Source organism: Streptomyces sp. NPDC087906 (genome assembly GCF_055584925.1).
In genome coordinates, this window is sequence record NZ_JBVJLC010000002.1 from 457,983 (window position 1) to 478,376 (window position 20,394).

At 72.3% G+C, this 20,394-nt stretch carries 18 protein-coding genes; 9 read left to right on the plus strand and 9 right to left on the minus strand.

Annotated elements, in window-relative coordinates; all coding sequences use genetic code 11:
* Positions 1–104 precede the first annotated feature (104 nt).
* Positions 105–524 (plus strand): hypothetical protein, encoded by a 420-nt coding sequence (locus ACZ63I_RS07355; protein ID WP_469336265.1) that lies wholly within the window; start codon positions 105–107, stop codon positions 522–524.
* Positions 525–635: 111 nt separating this feature from the next.
* Here ACZ63I_RS07355 and ACZ63I_RS07360 read toward each other — a convergent pair whose 3' ends face one another.
* Positions 636–1,904: a family 16 glycosylhydrolase gene (locus ACZ63I_RS07360; protein WP_469336267.1), complete on the minus strand. Its 1,269-nt coding sequence runs from the start codon at positions 1,902–1,904 to the stop codon at positions 636–638.
* Between the two features lie 164 nt (positions 1,905–2,068).
* Here ACZ63I_RS07360 and ACZ63I_RS07365 point away from each other — a divergent pair, with 164 nt between their 5' ends.
* Together ACZ63I_RS07365 and ACZ63I_RS07370 are read left to right on the plus strand one after the other, a co-directional pair.
* The gene (locus ACZ63I_RS07365) at positions 2,069–2,581 is read left to right on the plus strand and encodes an SRPBCC family protein (protein ID WP_469336269.1); all 513 of its coding nucleotides are present in this window, start codon (positions 2,069–2,071) and stop codon (positions 2,579–2,581) included.
* Positions 2,582–2,745: 164 nt separating this feature from the next.
* Complete coding sequence (locus ACZ63I_RS07370; protein ID WP_469336271.1) at positions 2,746–4,185, plus strand: PP2C family protein-serine/threonine phosphatase; 1,440 nt, start codon at positions 2,746–2,748, stop codon at positions 4,183–4,185.
* A gap of 96 nt (positions 4,186–4,281) precedes the next feature.
* Here the strand turns inward: ACZ63I_RS07370 and ACZ63I_RS07375 are convergent, their stop codons facing one another.
* Positions 4,282–5,775 carry a DNA-binding protein NsdB gene (locus ACZ63I_RS07375; RefSeq protein WP_469336272.1) on the minus strand — a complete coding sequence of 498 codons (1,494 nt, stop codon included), beginning with the start codon at positions 5,773–5,775 and terminating at the stop codon, positions 4,282–4,284.
* A 233-nt stretch (positions 5,776–6,008) separates the two neighbouring features.
* Here ACZ63I_RS07375 and ACZ63I_RS07380 point away from each other — a divergent pair, with 233 nt between their 5' ends.
* Together ACZ63I_RS07380 and ACZ63I_RS07385 are read left to right on the plus strand one after the other, a co-directional pair.
* Complete coding sequence (locus tag ACZ63I_RS07380; RefSeq protein ID WP_469336274.1) at positions 6,009–7,118, plus strand: aminoglycoside phosphotransferase family protein; 1,110 nt, start codon at positions 6,009–6,011, stop codon at positions 7,116–7,118.
* A 357-nt stretch (positions 7,119–7,475) separates the two neighbouring features.
* On the plus strand, positions 7,476–9,398 hold the full coding sequence (locus ACZ63I_RS07385) for an N-acetylmuramoyl-L-alanine amidase (RefSeq protein ID WP_469336276.1): 1,923 nt from the start codon (positions 7,476–7,478) through the stop codon (positions 9,396–9,398).
* A gap of 65 nt (positions 9,399–9,463) precedes the next feature.
* Here the strand turns inward: ACZ63I_RS07385 and ACZ63I_RS07390 are convergent, their stop codons facing one another.
* The 4 genes from ACZ63I_RS07390 to ACZ63I_RS07405 form a co-directional block, all read right to left on the minus strand.
* Positions 9,464–10,576 (minus strand): baeRF3 domain-containing protein, encoded by a 1,113-nt coding sequence (locus ACZ63I_RS07390; RefSeq protein WP_469336278.1) that lies wholly within the window; start codon positions 10,574–10,576, stop codon positions 9,464–9,466.
* 89 nt (positions 10,577–10,665) lie between these two features.
* Entirely contained in the window at positions 10,666–11,166 is a 501-nt protein-coding gene (locus ACZ63I_RS07395; protein ID WP_469336280.1) for a hypothetical protein, read from the minus strand.
* A gap of 71 nt (positions 11,167–11,237) precedes the next feature.
* A complete protein-coding gene (locus tag ACZ63I_RS07400; protein ID WP_469336282.1) occupies positions 11,238–11,882 on the minus strand; it encodes a CGNR zinc finger domain-containing protein in 645 nt (214 codons plus the stop codon).
* 320 nt (positions 11,883–12,202) lie between these two features.
* Positions 12,203–12,448 (minus strand): DUF397 domain-containing protein, encoded by a 246-nt coding sequence (locus tag ACZ63I_RS07405; protein WP_041998481.1) that lies wholly within the window; start codon positions 12,446–12,448, stop codon positions 12,203–12,205.
* Positions 12,449–12,625: 177 nt separating this feature from the next.
* Between ACZ63I_RS07405 and paaK the strand changes: the two genes are divergently transcribed.
* On the plus strand, positions 12,626–13,912 hold the full coding sequence (gene paaK, locus ACZ63I_RS07410) for a phenylacetate--CoA ligase PaaK (protein ID WP_469336283.1): 1,287 nt from the start codon (positions 12,626–12,628) through the stop codon (positions 13,910–13,912).
* 40 nt (positions 13,913–13,952) lie between these two features.
* Here the strand turns inward: paaK and ACZ63I_RS07415 are convergent, their stop codons facing one another.
* Entirely contained in the window at positions 13,953–15,059 is a 1,107-nt protein-coding gene (locus ACZ63I_RS07415; RefSeq protein ID WP_469336285.1) for a calcium:cation antiporter, read from the minus strand.
* A gap of 84 nt (positions 15,060–15,143) precedes the next feature.
* Positions 15,144–15,569 (minus strand): Rid family hydrolase, encoded by a 426-nt coding sequence (locus tag ACZ63I_RS07420; RefSeq protein WP_469336287.1) that lies wholly within the window; start codon positions 15,567–15,569, stop codon positions 15,144–15,146.
* Between the two features lie 149 nt (positions 15,570–15,718).
* Between ACZ63I_RS07420 and ACZ63I_RS07425 the strand changes: the two genes are divergently transcribed.
* Both ACZ63I_RS07425 and ACZ63I_RS07430 read left to right on the plus strand, forming a co-directional pair.
* Complete coding sequence (locus ACZ63I_RS07425; protein WP_469336289.1) at positions 15,719–16,228, plus strand: MarR family winged helix-turn-helix transcriptional regulator; 510 nt, start codon at positions 15,719–15,721, stop codon at positions 16,226–16,228.
* 23 nt (positions 16,229–16,251) lie between these two features.
* Complete coding sequence (locus ACZ63I_RS07430; RefSeq protein WP_469336291.1) at positions 16,252–17,106, plus strand: patatin-like phospholipase family protein; 855 nt, start codon at positions 16,252–16,254, stop codon at positions 17,104–17,106.
* A gap of 8 nt (positions 17,107–17,114) precedes the next feature.
* Here the strand turns inward: ACZ63I_RS07430 and ACZ63I_RS07435 are convergent, their stop codons facing one another.
* A complete protein-coding gene (locus ACZ63I_RS07435; protein WP_469336293.1) occupies positions 17,115–18,413 on the minus strand; it encodes an MFS transporter in 1,299 nt (432 codons plus the stop codon).
* 120 nt (positions 18,414–18,533) lie between these two features.
* Between ACZ63I_RS07435 and ACZ63I_RS07440 the strand changes: the two genes are divergently transcribed.
* Positions 18,534–20,363 carry a serine hydrolase domain-containing protein gene (locus tag ACZ63I_RS07440; RefSeq protein ID WP_469336295.1) on the plus strand — a complete coding sequence of 610 codons (1,830 nt, stop codon included), beginning with the start codon at positions 18,534–18,536 and terminating at the stop codon, positions 20,361–20,363.
* Positions 20,364–20,394: the final 31 nt, after the last annotated feature.

Sequence of the window (20,394 nt, forward strand, 5' to 3'; positions counted from 1 at the left end):
ACGTACCAACTCACCACGCAAGAAATGAAGGACACTTACGCAAATAGCCAACATGGGCTGGCGCGGAACATCGGATGTCAGCGGTTGCTGGCAGAGTCGCGGTCATGACGGGCGACGAGGAGACCGGGACGCGGGCAGCCGAGGTCCGGGTGGCTTTCGAGGGGCTGCTGCAGATCCGGCGGCTGACCAACGAGGGCCCCGGCGATCCCGCCGCCGTCCCCGCGGAGTGGGAGCTGACGCGCATGGTCCGCGCCGTGGCGCTCACGCTGGAGGCGGCGGGGCTCGCGCGGTGCGAGACGGACGGCTCGGACGCGCCGCTCACGACCGGCTTCCGGGTCACGGACGGCGAACGGCCGGAAGCGGTACGGGTGGAGTGGCTGGGCCCGGCCGGCAGTGGCGCCGCCCAGGAGGAGGAGCGCGCGCTGACCGCGTGCGCCGCCGCGCTCGGCCGGATGGGCTGGGAGGCGCTGCTCTACCGCGGCCCCCGCAGACGGCGGTTCCTGGAGGTGGAGGCGGCCCGCTGAGCCGGAGCACAACACCCCGGGGCACGCCGTGAGCCACGCCCCGGGCCGGGGCCCGGGGCGTGGTTCTCGTCGGTTGCTCTCATCGGTTGCCGAAGACGGTGTCAGGGCTTGTCAGGCCGCGTTGACGGTCCACTTCTGGTTGCTCGCGCCGGAGCAGGTCCAGATCTGCAGCCGGGTCAAGTTGGCCGAGTTGTTCCCCGTGACGTCCATGCACTTGTTGGCCTGGATGTTCACGATGTCGCGCGCCTGGGGGACGGCCCAGCGCTGGCTGGCGGCGCCGTTGCAGTCCCACAGGTGGAGCTGCGCCCCGTCGGCCGTGCTGCCGTCCTTGACGTCGAGGCACTTGCCGAGGGCCCGGATCGTGCCGTCCGAGCCGACCGTCCACTTCTGCGCGGCGGTGCCGTTGCAGTCGTACAACTGGACGGGTGTGCCGTTGGCCGAACTCGCCGCCGCCACGTCGACGCACTTGCCGCCGAGTCCGGTGATGGAGCCGCCGGTACCGCCGGTGCCTCCGTTGCCGGTGGTGACATGCACGTAGTCGATGACGAGCCGCTGCGGGAACGCGGTGTTGCCGTCGGGGTCGCCGGGCCAGTAGCCGCCGACCGCGAGGTTCATGATGAGGAAGAACGGCTTGTTGAACGCCCAGGTCTTGCCGCTCACATCGGCCGGTGTGCGGCGCTGGTAGACGTTGCCGTCCACCGACCAGGTGATGGAGTCGGGCGCCCAGTCGACGGCGAACGTGTGGAAGCCGTCGGCGAACGCCTGGCCACCGGGCAGCGAGTAGCCCGCACCGATGCCCGCGGCACCCGAGTAACCGGGGCCGTGGATGGTGCCGTGCACGGTGTTCGGCTCGAAGCCGACGTTCTCCATGATGTCGATCTCGCCGCTGTTGGGCCAGCCGACGCTGCCGATGTCGTTGCCGAGCATCCAGAACGCCGGCCACATGCCCTGGCCGCGCGGGATCTGCATCCGCGTCTCGACGTGCCCGTAGGCCGCCGAGAACTTGCCCGAGGTGTTCAGCCGGGCCGAGGTGTACTCGCACCGGCCGTACCAGCACTGGTAGTTGCCCGGGTTCTCCTTGCGCGCCGTGATGACCAGGTGGCCCTGGCCGTCGAGCGCGGCGTTGGTGTTGCCGGAGGTGTAGTACTGGCGCTCGTGGTTGTCGACGTTGTCGCCGGTCTCCGTCTGCCACTTGGAGCCGTCGGCCGCGGCTCCGGCGGGACCGTCGAAGTCGTCGGTGAAGGTGGCGGCCGCTGCCGCCGGGCGGGGCTCGGGTGCGGGGGCGGCCGAAGCGGCGGCCGGCATCGCGGCCACCGCGCCGGAACAGCAGATCAGCGCAGCGGCGTACAGCGCCGCCCGGCGCCGCCAGGGAGTTCGCACAGGTCATCACATCACTTCGAGTGGGGGGTCATGCGCATGACATTTCAGGGTTCTTTCAGTACTTGATTTAAGGGAGGCGGGGAGGCGCAGTCAAGGAGTTGGTATGGACCAAAGAGGCGCCGACCGTGATAGTTACCATCGGGTAGACACGATCGGAGCCCCGCATGCCGCGCACCTTCACCGTTTCGGACAGCATTGTCATCGCCGCCCCGCCGCACACCCTCTACGAACAGCTCAGCAGCCCTGCGGAGATGGGCCGTTGGAGTCCGGAGAACCTGGGCGCGACGGTACAGGACGGCGAGCGCACCGCGCGGGTCGGCATGGTCTTCGTCGGCCGCAACAAGCGCGGCCCCGCCCGCTGGACCACCCGCTGCACGGTCACCGCAGCCGACCCCGGCGAGCGGTTCGCGTTCCGTGTGCATGCCATCGGTCTGCGCACACCGCGGCTGCGCGGCCCCATCGCGAGCTGGGAGTACCGCTTCGAGCCGGTCGCCGGCGGCACCCGCGTCATCGAGACCTGGACGGACGACCGGCGCTCCTGGCCGGACGCCGTGGCCAACGTCTTCGACCGGATCGCGACCAGCGGCCACACCTTCGCCGCCTTCCAGGCGAGGAACATCCGTACGACCCTGCGCAATCTCAAGCGAGTGATGGAGGAGCCGACCGCCGCCGGCTGAGCGCCGGGCGGGCGGAACGGGCCGTACCGCCGCCTCCGGCATATGCCAGATGCACCGTCGCGCCGAGTGTCGCCAAACGGCTTACGGGGTGTCAGCGCCTGTGCGACAGTCGTTATGGTCCACCGTCCGGACCCCGCAGTACCGCGCCTCTACCGGAGAACCAGATGCCGTCCCCTCTGTTCGCGGACCGCCCCGCCCCGCAGCCTCCCGAGCGGGGCGAGATGGACGCGCTCATCGACCGCACCCGCCTCCTTCGCGGCTCCGTGGACGCGGTCCGCAGGAACGCCGCGGCGGCCGAGGACGACGCGGTCTGGCGCTGGCAGCGCGCGCTCTGCGATCTCGCCGTGCACCAACTGGACGACCTCGGCGCCCACTTGAACCAGTTGAAGGCCGGCAGGCCGGACGAGTCGCCGGAGCGCGCGCCGCAGGAGGGCGCCCCAGGGGAGAGTGCCCCGCTGGGCGGCGCCCCGCAGGACGGCGCGCCGCCCAGCCGGGTCGGCAGCGCCGAGTGGGACCTGCTCAGCGACGAGGCCACCTGGTCCGAGGAGCTGTACCGGATCTTCGGCCGCCCGCAGGAGTGCGGTCCGATGTCGCTGGACGAACTGCCGTCGCTGGTGTTCCCCGAGGACCGGTCTCTGCTCACGTCGATGGTGACGGGCTGCCTCGTCGACGGCAGCCCCATCGACGGCGAGTTCCGTGTCGTACGGCCCGACGGACAGATCCGTACGCTGCACATGACGGGCGAGCCCGTCCTCGACGGCGCGGGCGCCACCGCCTCCATGTGGGCGGTCCTGCGGGACGTCAGCGAACTGCGGCGCAGCGAGCGTGCGGTGAGCGAGTCGCGCGACTCGGTGCGGCGCGTCCAGCACATCGCGCAGACCGAGCGGCGGCTGGTGACCGAGTTGCAGGACGCCGTACTGCCCTCGCGTACGACGTCGTTACGGCTGACCCGCGACGGCAGGGGCGCCCTTGACCTGACCGCGCACCGGCTGCCCGCCGCCCATGCGGCGCCGCTCGGCGGCGACTGGTACGACGCGCTCGAACTGCCGGGCGGCGACACGCTGTTGACCGTCGGCGAGCTGACGGGCCACGGAGTGGGCGCCGCCTCCACGATGGCGATGCTGCTGGGCGCGCTGCGCGGACTGGCCGTGGCGGGGATCGAACCGGGCGCGCTGCTGGGCCATCTCAACCAGCTCCTCGACACGGCGGAGCAGCCGACGCTGGGCAGCGCGCTGTGCGCCCGCTACCGCCCGGCGACCCGCACGCTCGTCTGGGCGCAGGCAGCGAGCCCCGCCCCGCTGCTGTTCCGCGATGGGACGGGGCGCGCGCTGACCCAGCCGGACGGCGTCCTGCTCGGCGCGACCTCGGGGGCCGGCTACGAGCAGGCCGGCGTCCAACTGCGGCCCGGTGACACGCTGGTACTGCACACCGAAGGACCGGCCGGCGGCGACGGCGCGGGCACCGGACAGGACCGGTTGCTTGCGCTGGCCCCTCGACTGGCCGACGCGCGGACCTCGCAGGCGGCCGCGCGTGCGGTCGTCGGGGAGTTCGGCGGGAGCGGGCGTGACAGTGCCGCGTGCGTGCTGGTCGCCAGGATCGGCTGATCCGGGATCGGCTGACCGAGACCGGCTGGCCGAGGACCCGGCTGACGCAGGATCGGCCGGCCGAGGACCGGCTCTCCGGGCCGCGTTCTCCTCCGCTCAGATGCCGGCGGTCCTCGCCTTCCTCGACGGGCTCTTCGGCAGGGAGAGTTCGATCTCCTCGCGCAGGTCCTCGATCTTGCCGTACCCCGCGTACTGGCCGGTCAGCCGGTACATCTCGCGCAGCCGGTCCCAGGTGCGGTGCGACGAGGTCTCCCCGATCGACACCAGCGCGAGCCGGGCGTACGTGTCGGCCTGCTCGGGGTCGTCGGCGATGAAGCACGCCGAGGCCAGCGAGATGTAGTCGAGGATCTGCGAGCGCCGCCGGTCGTTGGCCCGCAGCTCCAGCGCCTGTTTCGCGTGCTGCTGGGCGAGTTCGGCGGCCGACGGGTCGTGATCGGCGAGGGTCCGGAAGGCCAGCGCCTCCATGCCGTGCAGATCCGCCTCGTCGAACATCTGCATCCAGCTCGGCGGCGGCACGTCCCCCCGGTCCGAGACGAAGAGGTCCTCCGCCTCGCCCAGGGTGCGGCGCATGGCCTGGCCGCGCCCCATGGACGCCTGCGCCCACGCCTCGATGGTGCGCAGCATCGCGCGGGTACGGGGCAGGGTCTCGTCGCCCGAGCCCGACTTGGCGAGCTTCATGAGGTCGAGCGCGTCGTCGGGGCGGCCCAGATGGACCATCTGGCGGGCCGCCCTGGACAGAGCCTCGCCGGCCCGCGGCCGGTCGCCGCCCTCGCGCGCCGCGTGGGTGGCGATGACGAAGTACTTCTGTGCGGTGGGTTCGAGGCCGACGTCGTGGGACATCCATCCGGCGAGTACGGCGAGATTGGCGGCGACGCCCCACAGGCGCCGCTGGAGGGAGTCGGGGTGGCGGTAGGCGAGCATGCCGCCCACCTCGTTGAGCTGGCCGACCACTGCCTTGCGCTGCAGCCCGCCGCCCCGCGCGGCGTCCCATTTGCGGAACACCTCGACGGAGCGCTCCAGCGCGTCGATCTCCTGCGACCCGATGGGGGCCGCCTCGTAGCGGCCGAGGGCCGCCGGATCGGCGTGCAGCGGATCGCCGAGCCTGGGGGCGTCGGCGGCGAGCACGGGGTCGGAGTGCAGCCAGTCGTGCATGGCGCTGCTGAGTGCGGAGCCTGCGGTGAGCGCTGCGCCCGCGCCCACCAAGCCGCGTCGGTTGAGCATGAGGTCCATTCCCGTGAATTCGGTGAGGACCGCTGCCGTCCGTTCAGGCGCCCACGGCAGGGCGTCGGGATTGTTCTCGCTCCCGGCGTCCTGCCGCTTCCCCGCGCGTCCTTTGCGTACGAACCCGAGGTCCTCGATGGTCACGACACGACCGAGCCGCTCGGTGAACAGAGCCGCCAGCACCCTCGGCACCGGTTCTCGCGGGGTCTCCCCCATGTCGATCCAGCGCCGCACCCGCGAGGTGTCAGTGGCCAGTTGCGGGTGGCCCATGGCCGCCGCCTGCCGGTTCACCAGTCTCGCGAGTTCGCCCTTGGACCAGCCGGCCAGGCCGAACAGATCCGACAGACGGGTGTTGGAATCTCCGCTCACGTCAAGCCCCCAGGTTCTCGGCTGAGTTGACAGTAACCCCCTGTCACGTGGGTGGCGACTATTCGCCAGGGTTCGCCAGGGTGCGCCAGATGGTGTGCCACCCGCGGCCCGGTGTCAGGTAGGAACGCGCCACCCCGGCCCGGCAGCCGGACGTACTCCCCAGGGTGCGGACCGGCCGCCGTGCCGGGACGGCGCACGCAATTCGTCGGCACACGAAGGGATCTGTATCGCCCATGTACACAGCATCGTCCTCCGTGTCCGCCCCGCCCCGGCCCGGCGGACCGTATCTGGACCCCACGCACGTAGGCCGGGGGCGGCGCTGGGCGGGGACGGCCGCCCAACAGGTCAGCGGGAGAATCGACTTGTCCGGCCCTCAGGGCGCGCAGTTGCGGATGGCGATCGCGTCGGTGCACCGGATCTGCCCGGAGTTCAATCCGGTGCAGGTGCTGCGCCGCAGCGGCCGCTCCGTCCTGCTCGTCGGCGCCACCGGGCGCACCACAGCCGTCGCCAAGTGCCTGCTGGACCACTCGCCCGTCTGGGTGGAGCGGTTCCGCCACGAGATAGCGGCATACCGGGCCTTCGTCCGGCACCGTCCGCCGGTACGGGTGCCGCGGCTGGTCGCCGCCGACCCGGAGAACTGCACGCTGGTGGTGGAGCGGATGGCGGGCCGGGCCGCCGCGCTGACCCGGCATCCGGTGGAGGCGCCGCCGCGCGCCGACATCCGTACGGTGCTCGGCGCGCTCGCCAGGCTCAACACCTGGCGGCCCCCCGCCGGCCTGTTCGACGCGCCGCTCGACTACGCGTCACGTATCTCGCGCTACCACGAGCTGGGCCTGTTCACCGACCGGGACCTGGGCGATCTGCAGAAGCTGCTGCACGGCCTCTCGGGCGGCAAGCAGAGCATGGGCCAGTTCTGCCACGGCGACGCGCTGCTGTCGAACATCCTGCTCTCCCCCGCGGGTCCCGTGCTGGTCGACTGGGAGCACGCCGGCTGGTATCTGCCCGGCTACGACCTGGCGACCCTGTGGGCGGTGCTCGGGGACGCGCCGGTGGCGCGCCGGCAGATCAGCCAGCTCGCCCAGGCCAAGGGCCCAGCGGCCAGGGACGCGTTCCTGGTGAATCTGATGCTCGTACTGACCCGGGAGATCCGGATGTACGAGACGGCCGTGCAGCGCGCCATGCGGGAGACCCCGGCGCCCGGCGGCGGTGCGCAGGAGCGCACGGGCACCGCCCAGCCGAGCGGCGCTTCGACGGGCGAGGAGCAGCGGCTGCTGCTGCGCCGGCTGCACGACGACTGCGCGCTGGCCCGGCGTGCCGTACGGGCCGCCGTCGGCACCCGCTGAGCCGTCCGCCGAGCCGCCGGACGCGCCTGGCCCGGCGCGTCAGGGGAGGGTGTCCGCCCCGTGCCGACACACGGGGCGCGCGGCCTTCGGAGCTGGGCGCGCGAGCTGCCATTGGGCTAATCCACTGACGCGCCGCAGGCCCGGACCCTGCCGCGGCGAAACCCGGCGACACGCGCGCTGACGTGCGAAGTCGCCGCCGGGGCGGCTGATTGACGGATCGTTCGTGAGCCGATACCTCTGTAGGCGAGTACGGCCCTGCGGTTCGCGCTTCACCCGTCACTGGAGGCTGCATTGCCCGGTTCCTTCCCCCCACTTCCGCGACCGGCCCACAGACACCTGCTCAGGGCCGGGGGTGTGGTGGCAGCGGCCGCCCTGCTGCTGCCACTGGTCTCGGCCGCGCCCTCCGCCACCGCTGAACGGCCCGCGTCCGACGCGCTCCAGCGCGACTTCGCCGCCGCAGCGGCGCAGTACCGGGTGCCGGGCAGCGTGCTGCTCGCCGTCTCGTACCTGCAGTCGCGGTGGGACACGCACGGCGGGGCGCCCAGCGTCAGCGGCGGCTACGGCCCGATGCATCTGACCGACGCCGCCACGGCGCTCGCCGCAGCGCCGCGACAGCAGCCGCAGCCGAGCACCGAGGACGCGCGCGGTGACACGTCCAGGGCGGCGAAGCACGCCACGCCCGCCGCGTCCGCCCTGCCGAAGCCGTCGCAACTGCCCGCCCGGCTGCGCACCCTGGACCGGGCGGCGAAGCTCAGCGGCCAGCCGGCCGAGGAGCTGCGGGAGAGCCCCGCGGCCAACATCAAGGGCGGCGCCGCGCTGCTCGCCGCGGCGCAGCGGGAGCTGGGCAAGCCGCTGGGCGGTGACCCGGCCGACTGGTACGGGGCGGTGGCCCGGTTCTCCGGCGCCGACGACTCGGCGACGGCGGCCGGTTACGCGAACGACGTGTACGCCGTGATCCGCGACGGCGAGCGGCGCACCACCGACAGCGGGCAGCGGATGGCGCTGGCCGCCGCCCCGAAGATCGCCCCCGACACGGCGCAGGTGTCCCGGCTCGGGCTGCGCAAGGCGGCGGCCGGTCCTGTGGAGTGCCCCCGCACGGTCGCCTGCGAGTGGATCCCCGCGCCGTACGAGGAGTTCGGCGAGGGCGACTACGGCAACCACGACCTCGCGGACCGGCCGAAGTCCCAGACGATCGACTCGATCGTGCTGCACGACACGGAGGCGGACTGGGCCACCACGCTCCAGCTCGTCCAGGACCCGACGTATGTGTCCTGGCACTACTCGGTCCGCTCGTCGGACGGGCACATCGCCCAGCATGTGGCGACCAAAGACGTGGCCTGGCACGCGGGCAACTGGTACGTCAACGCCAAGTCGGTCGGGGTGGAGCAGGAAGGATTCCTGGTCACCCCGGACGCCTGGTTCACGGAGGAGATGTACCGCGCCTCGGCCCGCCTGGTGGGGTACCTGTCGCGCAAGTACGACATCCCGCTGGACCGGCAGCACATCCTGGGCCATGACAACGTCCCCGGCACGACGGCGGCGACGATCGCCGGGATGCACACCGACCCGGGCCCGTACTGGGACTGGTCGCACTTCTTCACCCTGCTCGGCAAGCCGTTCACGGCGACGGCGCGCGGCAAGGCGGCGGCGGTGACGATCCGGCCGGACTTCGCGGCCAACAAGCCCGCGTACACCGGCTGTGTGACGGCAGGTGAGACCTGCGCGCCGCACGGTTCGACGGCGGTACGGCTGCACACGGCGCCGCAGGAGAGCGCGCCGCTGGTGAAGGACGCCGGGCTGCGGCCCGGCGGCGAGGACTCCACCATCGACGTCAACGACGTCGGCGCGCGGGCGTCGACCGGCCAGCAGTACGCGGTCGCCGGGCGCTCGGGCGACTGGACGGCGATCTGGTACCTCGGCCAGAAGGCGTGGTTCCACGACCCGGCCCGGCAGCCGGTGGCGGTGCCCGCGAAGGCGCGCCTGGTGACCCCGAGGCCGGGGCTCGCTCAGGTGCCGGTGTACGGCAGGGCGTACCCGGAGGCGGCCGCGTACCCGGCGGGCGTTCCGGTGCAGGAGCAGGCGGCCTTCCCGTACACGTTCCTCGCCGGGCAGAAGTATGTGACCGGCGGGAAGGTGCCGGGCGAGTACTTCTACTCGCCGACCTTCGACACGTCGGTGCACCGGGTGGTGCGGGGCACGGAGCAGTACTACGAGATCCAGTTCGGCCACCGCGTCGCGTATGTGAAGGCGGCGGACGTCCGGCTGGTGCCGGCCGGCTGACCTGGCGCAGCGGGTACGGAACCGGGCGCCGCCTCCTCACCACGAGGGGGCGGCGCCCGGTTTCGTCAGTAGCGCAGGACCGCGGCGGTCCTGTCGTACCCGGCAAGTTCGTCGTCCGGCAGGAACACCACTTCGGCGCCGCCGTCCAGGGCCGTCTCCACCAGCTCGTCCACGATGTCCTCGCGCACGTCGGGGCTGTTGACCAGGGACGGGTCGACGGGGACCAGATGCCCTTCGGTGACCCGGACGGTGAGCTGGTGGTGCTCCTCGACGGCGACCAGCTCGGCCCGCTTCTCCCGTACCGCCGCCCATACCTCGTCGAGCCCGGCGGCGAAGGTGCGGCGGCCCTTGGCCGCGTCGAGGCGGCTCAGCACCTCCTCCTTCTCGCGCCTGGCGTACTCCTCGACGACGGGCTGGAGCTCCTTCAGCAGGACAGGGGCGGGACCGTCGGTGAGTCCGCCCTTGACGAGCCGCCCGACCGCGTTGTGGGTGGCGGCGCCGCCCGCCTGCTCCAGCAGGGCGAGCGCGGGCGCGAGCCCGACGAGATGCAGCGGCCGCGGCCTGCGGGCGAGGACGGCGCCCATGGTCTGGTCGACCGCGCGCAGGAAGCGCCGGGTCTCCTCGTCCTGGAAGGTGCTGGGGGTGTCGCCGATCCGCTCCTGCCGCTCGGGGTCCCAGCTCTCGGGCTCGGGCGACATCGGGAAGCCGTCGTGCGGGTGCTCGTGCAGGGAGGTGCCGGAGCCGCTCCACAGCGTCGCGCGGTCGGCCGCGACGCCCAGCACCCAGTACGGGCGCGACTGCGCGGTGGCGGCCACCAGATTCCCTGTGACGTAGGTGTCGCTGAGGACGACCCGCTCGGGCACGTCGCGCGGCAGGTACCAGACCCGGTACTCGTCGGCGTCCGCGAGGATCAGCAGGCCGTCGAGGGCGCTGCGCAGATCCACCTCGGCCACCGCCCGGGTGAGCTGCTGCCTGACCGCGAGCCTGGCGGCCTTCGACACCTGGGGGTCCGCCTCCAGCCGCTGGCCGGCTTCGGCGAGGAGATTACGCAGCCGTACCGCGTCCTGCTCGTGCCCCGGCTCCCGCCGGTGGGTGGGCATCGTCAGGGACACGGCCGGGTAGGGGCGCGGGGTGCGCAGTTCGCGCAGGATGTCGGGCGTCAGACTGTTGCTGTCCATACTGACCCTTCACTCGGTCGTGCATCCATCTTGCGCGATGGTGACCGGTTCCGCAGGGGGACAGCGGGTGGACAACCCGGACGGGTCCCTCAGCCCTGCTGGAACAGCTCGGCCGGCAGGGGCTTCAGCAGGGCGTACAGATCGTCGGTGATGGGCCGGTCCCAGCTCGCGATGGTGACGAGCACCTGGTCGCTGCGGTCGAACTGCACGCAGGAGATACGGCTTTCCGAGAGCTTGAGGCGGCGCACGATGAGCAGGTTGTCGCCCTGCATGACCGGCATGTCCTCGGCGCCGACCACCTCGACCGGCTCCTCGTTCTCCAGGGCGAGCAGGAGCTGTGCCACCTCGAAGGGGACCTGGCCCTCCTCGATGTCCCTGGCCTGGGAGCCCGCCGGCAGATTCCCGATGATCATCGCGGGGCCCCGGCCGCCGAACAGGTCGTAGCGCAGGAAGACGCCCTGGCAGCTCCCGTCGGGCGCGGGCAGCAGCCCGGCGCCGAGGTTGCCGGGCCAGTCACCCGGGTCCATGGCCAGGACGTCGAAGTCCGGGCCCGCGGGTGTGGCGGCGCTGCGGCGGCGGAGAAAGGACATCCCACTATGGTACGTGTTCGTTCCGCTACGCAGGAGCCGGGTGACTGCCCCCATTTGGGCCCGGACGGGCGTTATTCGGCGGCCGTCCGGGCGGTCGCGGGCGCCGCCCCCGGCGTACCGGACGCGCGGTGCCGCTCGTGGTGCCTGGCGACCCTGGCCCGGTTGCCGCAGGACGGTTCGCACCACTCCTGGCGCGGGTGCTCCTTGATGAAGTACCGGGCACAGCGCGGCGCGTGGCAGGCGCGCAGCCGCTCCCTGTCGGGTCCCGCCAGGAAGGCGACGGCGGACCGGGCGAGGGTGGCGGCCAGCGCGACCCGTCCCGGCACCGGTGCGGCGGGGCGGGTGGCGGCCGACGGCGGGGCGCCCTGCGGCCAGTCGAGGCGCGGTACGGCGGGGACGGTGGCCGCCGCCGCGTTGAGCCGGCGCAGCGCCTCGGCCGGCGCCAGCAGCCGGCGCGCGTCGGCGGGGCTCGGCGCCTCGGGGCTGACCGCTCGCGCGAAGAGCGCGCGGACGGCGGCCCGCAGCTCCCGTACGGCGGCGAGCGCGCGGTCGTCGGCCGTGAAGGCCGGTACGTCGAGAGCGCCGGCCAGCTCGTCGGCGTGGTCGTGGACCCAGCGGGTCAGCCCTGCGGGTTCCGAGAGGTCGTCGGCGACCCCGCCGTGTCCGTCGTGCCGGAGGGTGAGGGCGAGATCGAGCGTCAGCGCACGGGCAGCCATGACCTGATGGCCCCTTCCGTTCGAAGCGTTGGTTTCGCCGAATGCGGAAAGTCCTACCGAGGAAGACGTATGCCCGGGATGCGGGAGATGCTGCGCGAACTGCCGCTCTTTGGCGGCGAGTTGCCCGAGAGGCGCTGCTGGGCAGGCCGAGCGTGCCCAGCTCGGCGGCAGGCGGGCAGGCGGGCAGCAAGCGGGCCCGGCCGGGCGGCGGGCAGCGCCACCGCACCCGGATCACCTGCCGTCGCGGCGGGAGGGGACCGGATGCGGGAGCTGCTGCGGCTGAGCGCCGGGGTGCGCCGGGGTGCGCCTGGCGGGCGCCGTCAGGTGAGGTCGAACTCCCCGTCGCGCGCGTTGATCACGAAGGCCCGCCACTCGGCCGGGCTGAAGATCAGCGAAGGGCTCTCCGGCCGGCCGCTGTTGCGCATGGCGATGAAGCCTTCGACGAACGCGATCTGGACATCGCCCGCCCCCTGACTGCTCGATCGCCAGTCCGCGTTGCTCAGATCGAGGTCCGGCTTGTTCCAGCCCGAAAGCGGCTGGTGGGTCGTAGTGGTGCTGTCGCCCACGTCGTGCTCCTCCCGCTGCGTCGTCCGGGTCCAGCCTAGCGATCGGGGCCGGTCCCGGACAGGTCGCGGCTCTTGACGCTCCCCCGGCGGTGCTGAATAACTGATCCTGGAGCTTGTCCGACCGAATGATCGGTCGAGACATTGCCGGAAGATTGCCGGACCGACCGGGAGTACGCCATGACGCCTCTGCTGGACGCCGCCGAACAGCTCGGCCGGGAGGAGCTGGCCGCCCTCCAGCTTGAGCGGCTGCGCGCGACCCTGCGGCACGCCTACGAGAACGTCGGCTTCTACCGGCAGGCGTTCGACAAGGCGGGGCTGCGTCCCGAGGACTGCCGCTCACTCGCCGACCTGGCGCTCTTCCCCTTCACGACCAAGGCCGACCTGCGGGACAACTACCCGTTCGGGATGTTCGCCGTCGACCAGTCCGAGGTACGGCGGATCCACGCGTCCAGCGGCACGACGGGCCGGCCCACCGTCGTCGGATACACCCAGCGGGATCTGGACACCTGGGCCGACGTGGTGGCCCGCTCGATCCGCGCGGCCGGCGGCAGGCCCGGACACAAGGTCCATGTGGCGTACGGCTACGGGCTGTTCACCGGCGGCCTCGGCGCGCACTACGGCGCTGAGCGGCTCGGCTGCACGGTCATCCCCGCGTCCGGCGGCATGACAGCGCGGCAGGTGCGGCTGATCCAGGACTTCCGCCCCGAGATCATCATGGTCACGCCGTCGTACATGCTGACGCTGCTCGACGAGTTCGAGCGCCAGGGCGTCGATCCGCGCGGCACCTCGCTCCAGGTCGGCATCTTCGGCGCCGAGCCGTGGACGGAGGCGATGCGCCAGGAGATCGAGGAGCGGTTCGCGATCGACGCCGTCGACATCTACGGCCTGTCGGAGGTGATGGGTCCCGGCGTCTCGCAGGAGTGCGTGGAGACCAAGGACGGGCTGCACATCTGGGAGGACCACTTCTATCCGGAGATCGTCGACCCGTTCACCGGCGAGGTGCTGCCCGAGGGCGAGGAGGGCGAGCTGGTCTTCACCTCGCTCACCAAAGAGGCGATGCCGGTGATCCGCTACCGCACCCGGGACCTCACCCGGCTGCTGCCGGGCACCGCGCGCGTCTTCCGCCGGATGGAGAAGGTGACGGGGCGCAGCGACGATCTGGTGATTCTGCGCGGGGTCAATCTCTTCCCCACCCAGATCGAGGAGATCGTGCTGCGCACCCCGGGGGTGGCCCCGCACTTCCAGTTGCGGCTGACCCGCGAGGGCCGGCTGGACGCGCTGACCGTACGGGCCGAGGCCCGCGCGGGGACGAGCGGGGAGCAGCGAGCCGCCGCCGCGCTGTCGATCGCGGCGGCCGTCAAGGACGACGTGGGTGTCTCGGTCGGGGTGGAGATCGTCGATCCCGAGACGCTGGAGCGCTCGGTCGGCAAGTTCAAGCGGATCGTGGATCTGCGGGAGCGGTGAGGCGCTCCCGCAGCGCGCGCTTGCGGATCTGGTCCGCGCCTCAGGGGCTGATGGCGAGGAAGACGAAGGCGGCGAAGATCCCCAGATGGACGCCGCCCTGGAGGAGGGTCGCCCGGCCGGGCGAGATGGTCATGGCGCCCACGACGACGGTCAGGGCGAGCAGCACCATATGGGTGGCGTTCAGCCCGAGCACCAGCGGTCCGTCGAGCCAGATCGTGGCGAGGGCGATGCACGGGATCGTCAGGCCGATGCTGGCGATGGCCGAGCCGAGGGCGAGGTTGATGCTCGTCTGGACGCGTTCGCGGCGGGCGTTGCGTACGGCGGCCAGCGTCTCGGGCAGCAGCACCAGCAGGGCGATGACGACGCCGACGACGGCCTGCGGCAGTCCGGCGGACGAGACGCCCGACTCGATGGTGGGTGACACGGCCTTGGCGTTCCCCACGACGGCGATCAGCGCGACGAGCAGCAGCAGAAGGCTGAGTCCTGTGGCGCGCCGGGTGGGCAGCGGCGCGTGCGCGTCCTCCTCGCGCAGTTCGCCCTCCTGGGTGAGGGGCAGGAAATAGTCCCGGTGGCGCACGGTCTGCACGGCGACGAACAGCCCGTAGATGACGAGCGAGGCGACAGCGGCGAAGCCCAGTTGCGCGGGTGAGAACTGGGGTCCCGGCTTGCTGGTGGTGAAGGTCGGGAAGACCAGGGTGAGGGTGGCCAGCGTGGCGACGGTGGCGAGCGCGGCGCCCGAGCCCTCGGCGTTGAAGACGGCGACGCGGGTGCGCAGCGCGCCGATCAGCAGGCAGAGCCCGAGGATGCCGTTGCAGGTGATCATGACGGCGGCGAAGACGGTGTCCCGGGCGAGGGTCGCCGTCTTGCCGCCGCCGTCGACCATCAGGGTGACGATCAGCGCCACTTCGATGACGGTGACGGCGACGGCCAGCACCAGCGACCCGAACGGCTCCCCCACCCGGTGGGCGACCACCTCGGCGTGGTGCACGGCCGCGAGCACCGCCCCGGCGAGGCAGAGGGCGACGACGGCGACGGCGCCGCCGGGCAGGTGCCGCCCCCAACTGAAGATCAGCGCGACCACGGCGACCAGCGGCACCCATACGGTCCACCGGGAGGTCAGCGACCGGATCAAGGTGCTCGTCGTCATGCGGCACACGCTGCCAGAGGTGGTGACGGCACGCGCGGCGAGCGACCGGGCGCTACCGGGGGGCTCGGGCGGCTCCGGGGTGGTTCAGTTCCCGGAGCCGACGACGGCCGTGACGCGGATCTCCACGCGCATGGCGGCGAGGCCGAGGACCGTGACGCCGGTCTCGGTCCAGATCGGCGCGCGGCCGGCGAGGCGGCGGCGGAACTGCTCGGCCATCACCCTGTTGTGGTCGTCGCCGATGGCGTCGTCGCCCGGTGCGACCTTGTGGTACGAGTTGACGTGGATGACGTCCTGCCAGCTCGCGCCGACCGTGGCGAGCGTGCGCTCCACGTTGTCGAACGCCTGGACGATCTCGTCCTCCAGCTCGTCAGGGACGACCAGGTCGTCGTCGACCCCGGCCTGCCCGGAGGTCTCGACCCGGTCGCCGACGCGGACAGCCCCGCTGTAACCGAGGGCCGCGCGCAGCTTCTCGCCGTAGCCCGCGGTGACGCCGAAGGTGACGGTGCTCATGATGGTTCCTCTTCCTGTACCCAGAGGCGCGCTTCCTCCTGGATGACTTCACGCGTAAAGTAAGACTAGCGAGCAATGACTTCAAGCGCAAAGTGATGGCGGGCTTCGCCCGAGGGGTTGGAAGAGCCATGAGCAGTACGGGAGGGCCCATGAACGGCACAGGCGGGACCATGAACGGCGCAAGCGAGCACGCGGACACCGCGGAGCCGCGCTGGCTCGACGCGCAGGAGAAGGCGGCCTGGACGGGGCTGATCTCCCTGGTCCTGCTGCTGCCCGGCAAGCTGGAGTCACCGCTGCGGCAGGAACACGGCCTCACCCTGTTCGAGTACCTGGTACTCAGCCACCTCTCCGAGGCCCCGCAGCGCTCACTGCGGATGGGAGAGCTTGCCTTCCTCGCCAGCGGGTCGCTGTCCCGGCTGTCCAACGTCGTCAAACGCTGCGAGCAGCGCGGCTGGGTCGCCCGGAGACCCGATCCGGCCGACGGCCGCTACACCCTCGCCGAACTCACCGACGCCGGCTTCGACCTCGTACGCGAGTCAGCACCCACCCATCTGCGCGCCGTGCGCCGCACCGTCCTCGACTCGCTCAGCACGGCCGACCAGAAGGCGCTCGTCCGGATCGCGGAGAAACTCCGCATCGTGCCCGACGACTTCGGCTGACAGCCGTCCCGTAGGCTCCCGCCATGACGAACGGCGCACTGGTTCTGGCCGGCGGGGGTCTCGCGGGGATCGCCTGGGAGACGGGAGTGCTCCTCGGCATCCAGGATGTCGAACCCGGGGCGGCAGCCCGCATCATCGGGGCGCCGACGACGCTGATCGGCACGTCGGCCGGGTCGACCGTCGCCGCCCATATCTCCACGGGTGCGCCTCTCGAAGAGCTGTTCGCTCGGCAGCTCGACGAGGAATCCGGTGAGATCTACGTCGAAGCCGACTTCGAGGCGTTCATGGCGAACATGGCCGCGGCACAGAGCGAGGCGACGTCACCGGACGACGCGCGCAGCCGGATCGGCACGATCGCCAAGAACACCGCGACGGTCGACCGCGCCGTTCGCCGCGGCGCGATCGAGGCTCGGCTTCCCGGCGCGGTGTGGAGCGACCGCGATCTCCGCATCACCGCGGTGGACGCCGACACCGGGGTGCCGGTCGTGTTCGACCGCGCGTCGTCCGTTTCGCTCGTCGACGCGGTCGAGGCGAGTTCGGCCGTGCCGGGGATCTGGCCCGTCGTGCCGCTCGCCGGCCGCCACTACATCGACGGCGGGGTGCGCACGATGGCGAACGCCGACCTCGCGGCCGGTTTCGACCCTGTCCTCGTACTCGTCCCGCAGCCTGAGCGCACGGCTGCCGGATACTCGATCGATCCCGCCGACCTCACGTCGCTCGCGCCGTCGCGCGTGCATGTGGTGTACGCGGACACCGCGGCGGTCGCCGCTTTCGGCACCAACCCGCTCGATCCGGGCGTGCGCAAGCCGTCCGCGCTCGCCGGCCGCGACCTGGGACGAAGCGTCGCCGCGCAGGTCGCCGCGTTCTGGCGGGGCTGACGCACGACTTAGGGCTGCGCCTCGGTGGTCGGAGCCGCCGTCGCGGGGGACGGGACGGTGGCCGTCGGCGCCGGGGCGGCTTCGGTGGGCTGCGGCGTTCGTACCGTGCGGACCTGGGGCGACAGCAGGGCCGCCGCCGTCGCGAGGACGACCAGGGCCCCGCAGCCCGCGAGCGCCGTGCCGGTCCCGACAGCGGCGGCGATCGGGCCCGCGACCAGCAGCCCGAGCGGCGCGAAGGCGAGTGACCCGAACAGGTCGTAGGCGCTGACCCTGGACAGCGCCTCCTCGCGCACCTCGTGCTGCATGGTCGTGGCCCACAGCACCCCGAAGACGTCGTTGGCGACGCCCGAGCAGAACATGGCCGCGGCGATCACCCAGACCGGCGCCGCCGCGCTCAGCAGGAAGATGGGCACGGCGGCGGGGAAGGTGACCAGCACGGCCACGAGGATGGGCCTGCGCACCCGGATCCGGCCGGCCACCCCGGCGCCCGCGATCATGCCGAGCGCCTGGGCGGCGACGATCACGGACCAGGCGCGGGCTCCGCCCAGGCTGTGCTCGGCGGTCAGCGGGCCCAGCACACCGACGTTCGCGTTCATCGCGGCGACGACGACGGCGTACTGCGCGACCACGACCCACAGCCACTGCCGGGAGGCGAACTCGTGCCAGCCCTCCCGCAGGTCCGCCCAGGTGGTGGTCGCGGCGCGCGGCGGCCGGGCGGCGAGCTTCAGCCCGTTCACCAGCAGCGCGCTGATCACGAAGGACGCGGCGTTCAGCGCCAGGGCCCAGCCCGCGCCGACGAAGGCGACCGTCACGCCCGACAGCGCGAGGCCGAGCAGCATGGAGCTGTTCGTCCCGACCCGCAGCAGCGCGTTCGCCTGCTGGAGCCGCGCCCGGTCGACGACGAGCGGGACGACCCCGGCCATCGCGGGCAGGAACATCGCGGTCGCCGTGCCGGCCAGCACGGCGAGGGCGCACATGGCCCACAGCGGCGCGTACCCGGTGAGCACCATCGCGGCCAGTCCGCCGTACGCGGCGACCCCGACGGCGTCGGAGAGCACCATCAGCAGGACGCGTGACATCCGGTCGGCGATCACGCCGCCGATCAGGATGAACACCAACTGCGGCAGCGCCTGGCAGGCGAGGACGAGCGACAGCTCCCCGGGGCCGGCTCCCGGCAGCGCGAGGACGGCGAACGCGAGCGCCACCCGGGCGAAGCCGTTGCCGAGCACCGAGATGGTGCGGGCCGAGACCAGGAGCACGAAGGGACGATCACGCCAGAGCGACGCCGCCGGGATGTCAGTTGCCACGGGCAGCCACCCTAGGGGTCGACGCCCTTGCGGCGAGGGAGGGTTGACATCATCCCGGCCCTGCAAGAAAGTTTCGCTGTCGATCGTGATCGCGAAAGATACTTTCAGGGAGGGTGCCCCATGACGGAGGACGCTGCGAGCAGAGGCATCAGCCGGCGCAGACTGGGCGGTGGCGTGCTCGCCCTCGGCGGTGCCTTCGCGCTCGCGACGCTCCCGTTCGCCGAGACCGCCGCCGGAGCGGAGCTGGGCGCGGGCGCCGGGCCCGGCGCCGCGAACGGCCCGGGGCACGGGCGACCGGCGACGACGCTGCGGCACGGCTCCGCCGAGCGCGCCGGGCTGATCGCCGGGGAGCTGGCGGCGCTGGTCACCGACGCCGCCGCGTATCTCGGCCCCTCCCCCAAGCACCCGTACTACGCGGGCGCCGTCCTGCTCGCGGGCCGCGGCGGTACGGTGGCGCTGCACCGGCCGATCGGCAAGGCCGTGCGCTACGCGGCGTACGACGACACGACCGACACGGGCGTGGAGTTCCCCGCCGACCAGCAGATCGCGGCGGCCGAGGACACGCTCTACGATCTCGCCTCCCTCTCCAAGCTGTTCACCTCGCTGCTCGCCGTCCAACTGGTCGAGCGCGGTTCGCTGGCGATCGAGGAGAAGGTCGCCGCCTACCTTCCCGAGTACGCGGCGGCGGGCAAGCAGGACATCACGATCCGCCATCTGCTCACGCATGTCTCGGGGCTCCAGGCCGACCTGCCGTTCTACGACCAGCCGACGCGCGAGGCGATGCTCCAACTCCTGTGGAACGAGCCGCCGGTGAACCCGCCGGGCACGGTCTACCTCTACTCGGACCTCAACATGATCTCCCTCCAGTTGGTGCTGGAGCGGATCACCGGACGCACCCTCGACGCGCTCGTGCGCGACGAGATCACCGCGCCGCTCGGGATGCGCCGCACCCGCTACAACCCGCCCGCCTCCTGGAAGCCGAAGATCGCGGCGACGGAGGACGCAAGGGCGCCGTGGTCGGCGCTCGACCGGGGGCTCGTCTGGGGCGAGGTGCACGACGAGAACGCGTACGCGTTCGGCGGTGTCGCCGGTCATGCCGGGGTCTTCTCCTGCGCCTGGGACCTCGCGGTCCTCGCCCGTACGCTCCTCAACGGCGGCGCGTACGGGAAGGTCCGCGTCCTGTCGGAGGAGTCGGTGCGCTCCCTGTTCACCGATTTCAACACGGACTTCCCCGGTGACGCGCACGGCCTGGGCTTCGAGCTGTACCAGCACTGGTACATGGGCGCGATGGCGACGCCCGCGACGGCGGGGCACACCGGCTTCACCGGCACCAGCATCGTGCTCGACCCGACGACCGACTCGTTCCTGATCGTCCTCGGCAACTCCGTGCACCCGGTGCGCAATTGGCGCTCCGGCAGCGCGCCGCGTGTCGCCGCGGGCAACCGGCTGGCGCGGGCCGTCGCCGTCCGGCCGCAGGACGGCCGTACCGCCTGGTTCTCCGGCATGGCGAGCGCCACCACCGCCACGCTCACCCTGCCAGCGCTGACCCCCGCTTCCGCGCACCCGCGGCTGCGCTGCGAGCTGTGGTGGGACACCGAGCCCGGGTCCGACACGCTGTTCCTGGAGGCGTCGGCCGACGCGGGGACGGTGTGGGAGCCCGTCCCGTTCACCACGGTGTGCGCGGGACAGGAGCCGCAGAGCCATCCGGCGGGCTCGGCCACCGGCTGGTCGGGCCGGGTCTGGCACCATCTGGGCGCCGACCTCGCACCGTGGCGCGGCCGGCGCGTCGTGCTGCGCTGGCGGTACGCGACCGATCCGCTGTACGTGGGACGCGGCGGCTACGTGGACGCGCTGCGCGTGGACGACGGCGGACGCGTCCTCTTCGACGAGCGGCGCAAGGAGGACGCGTCCCGGATCGAGGCGAAGGGCTGGGCGCCGTCAGCCGACTGACGGTGCGTCAGCAGGGCGGCGGCGTACGGCC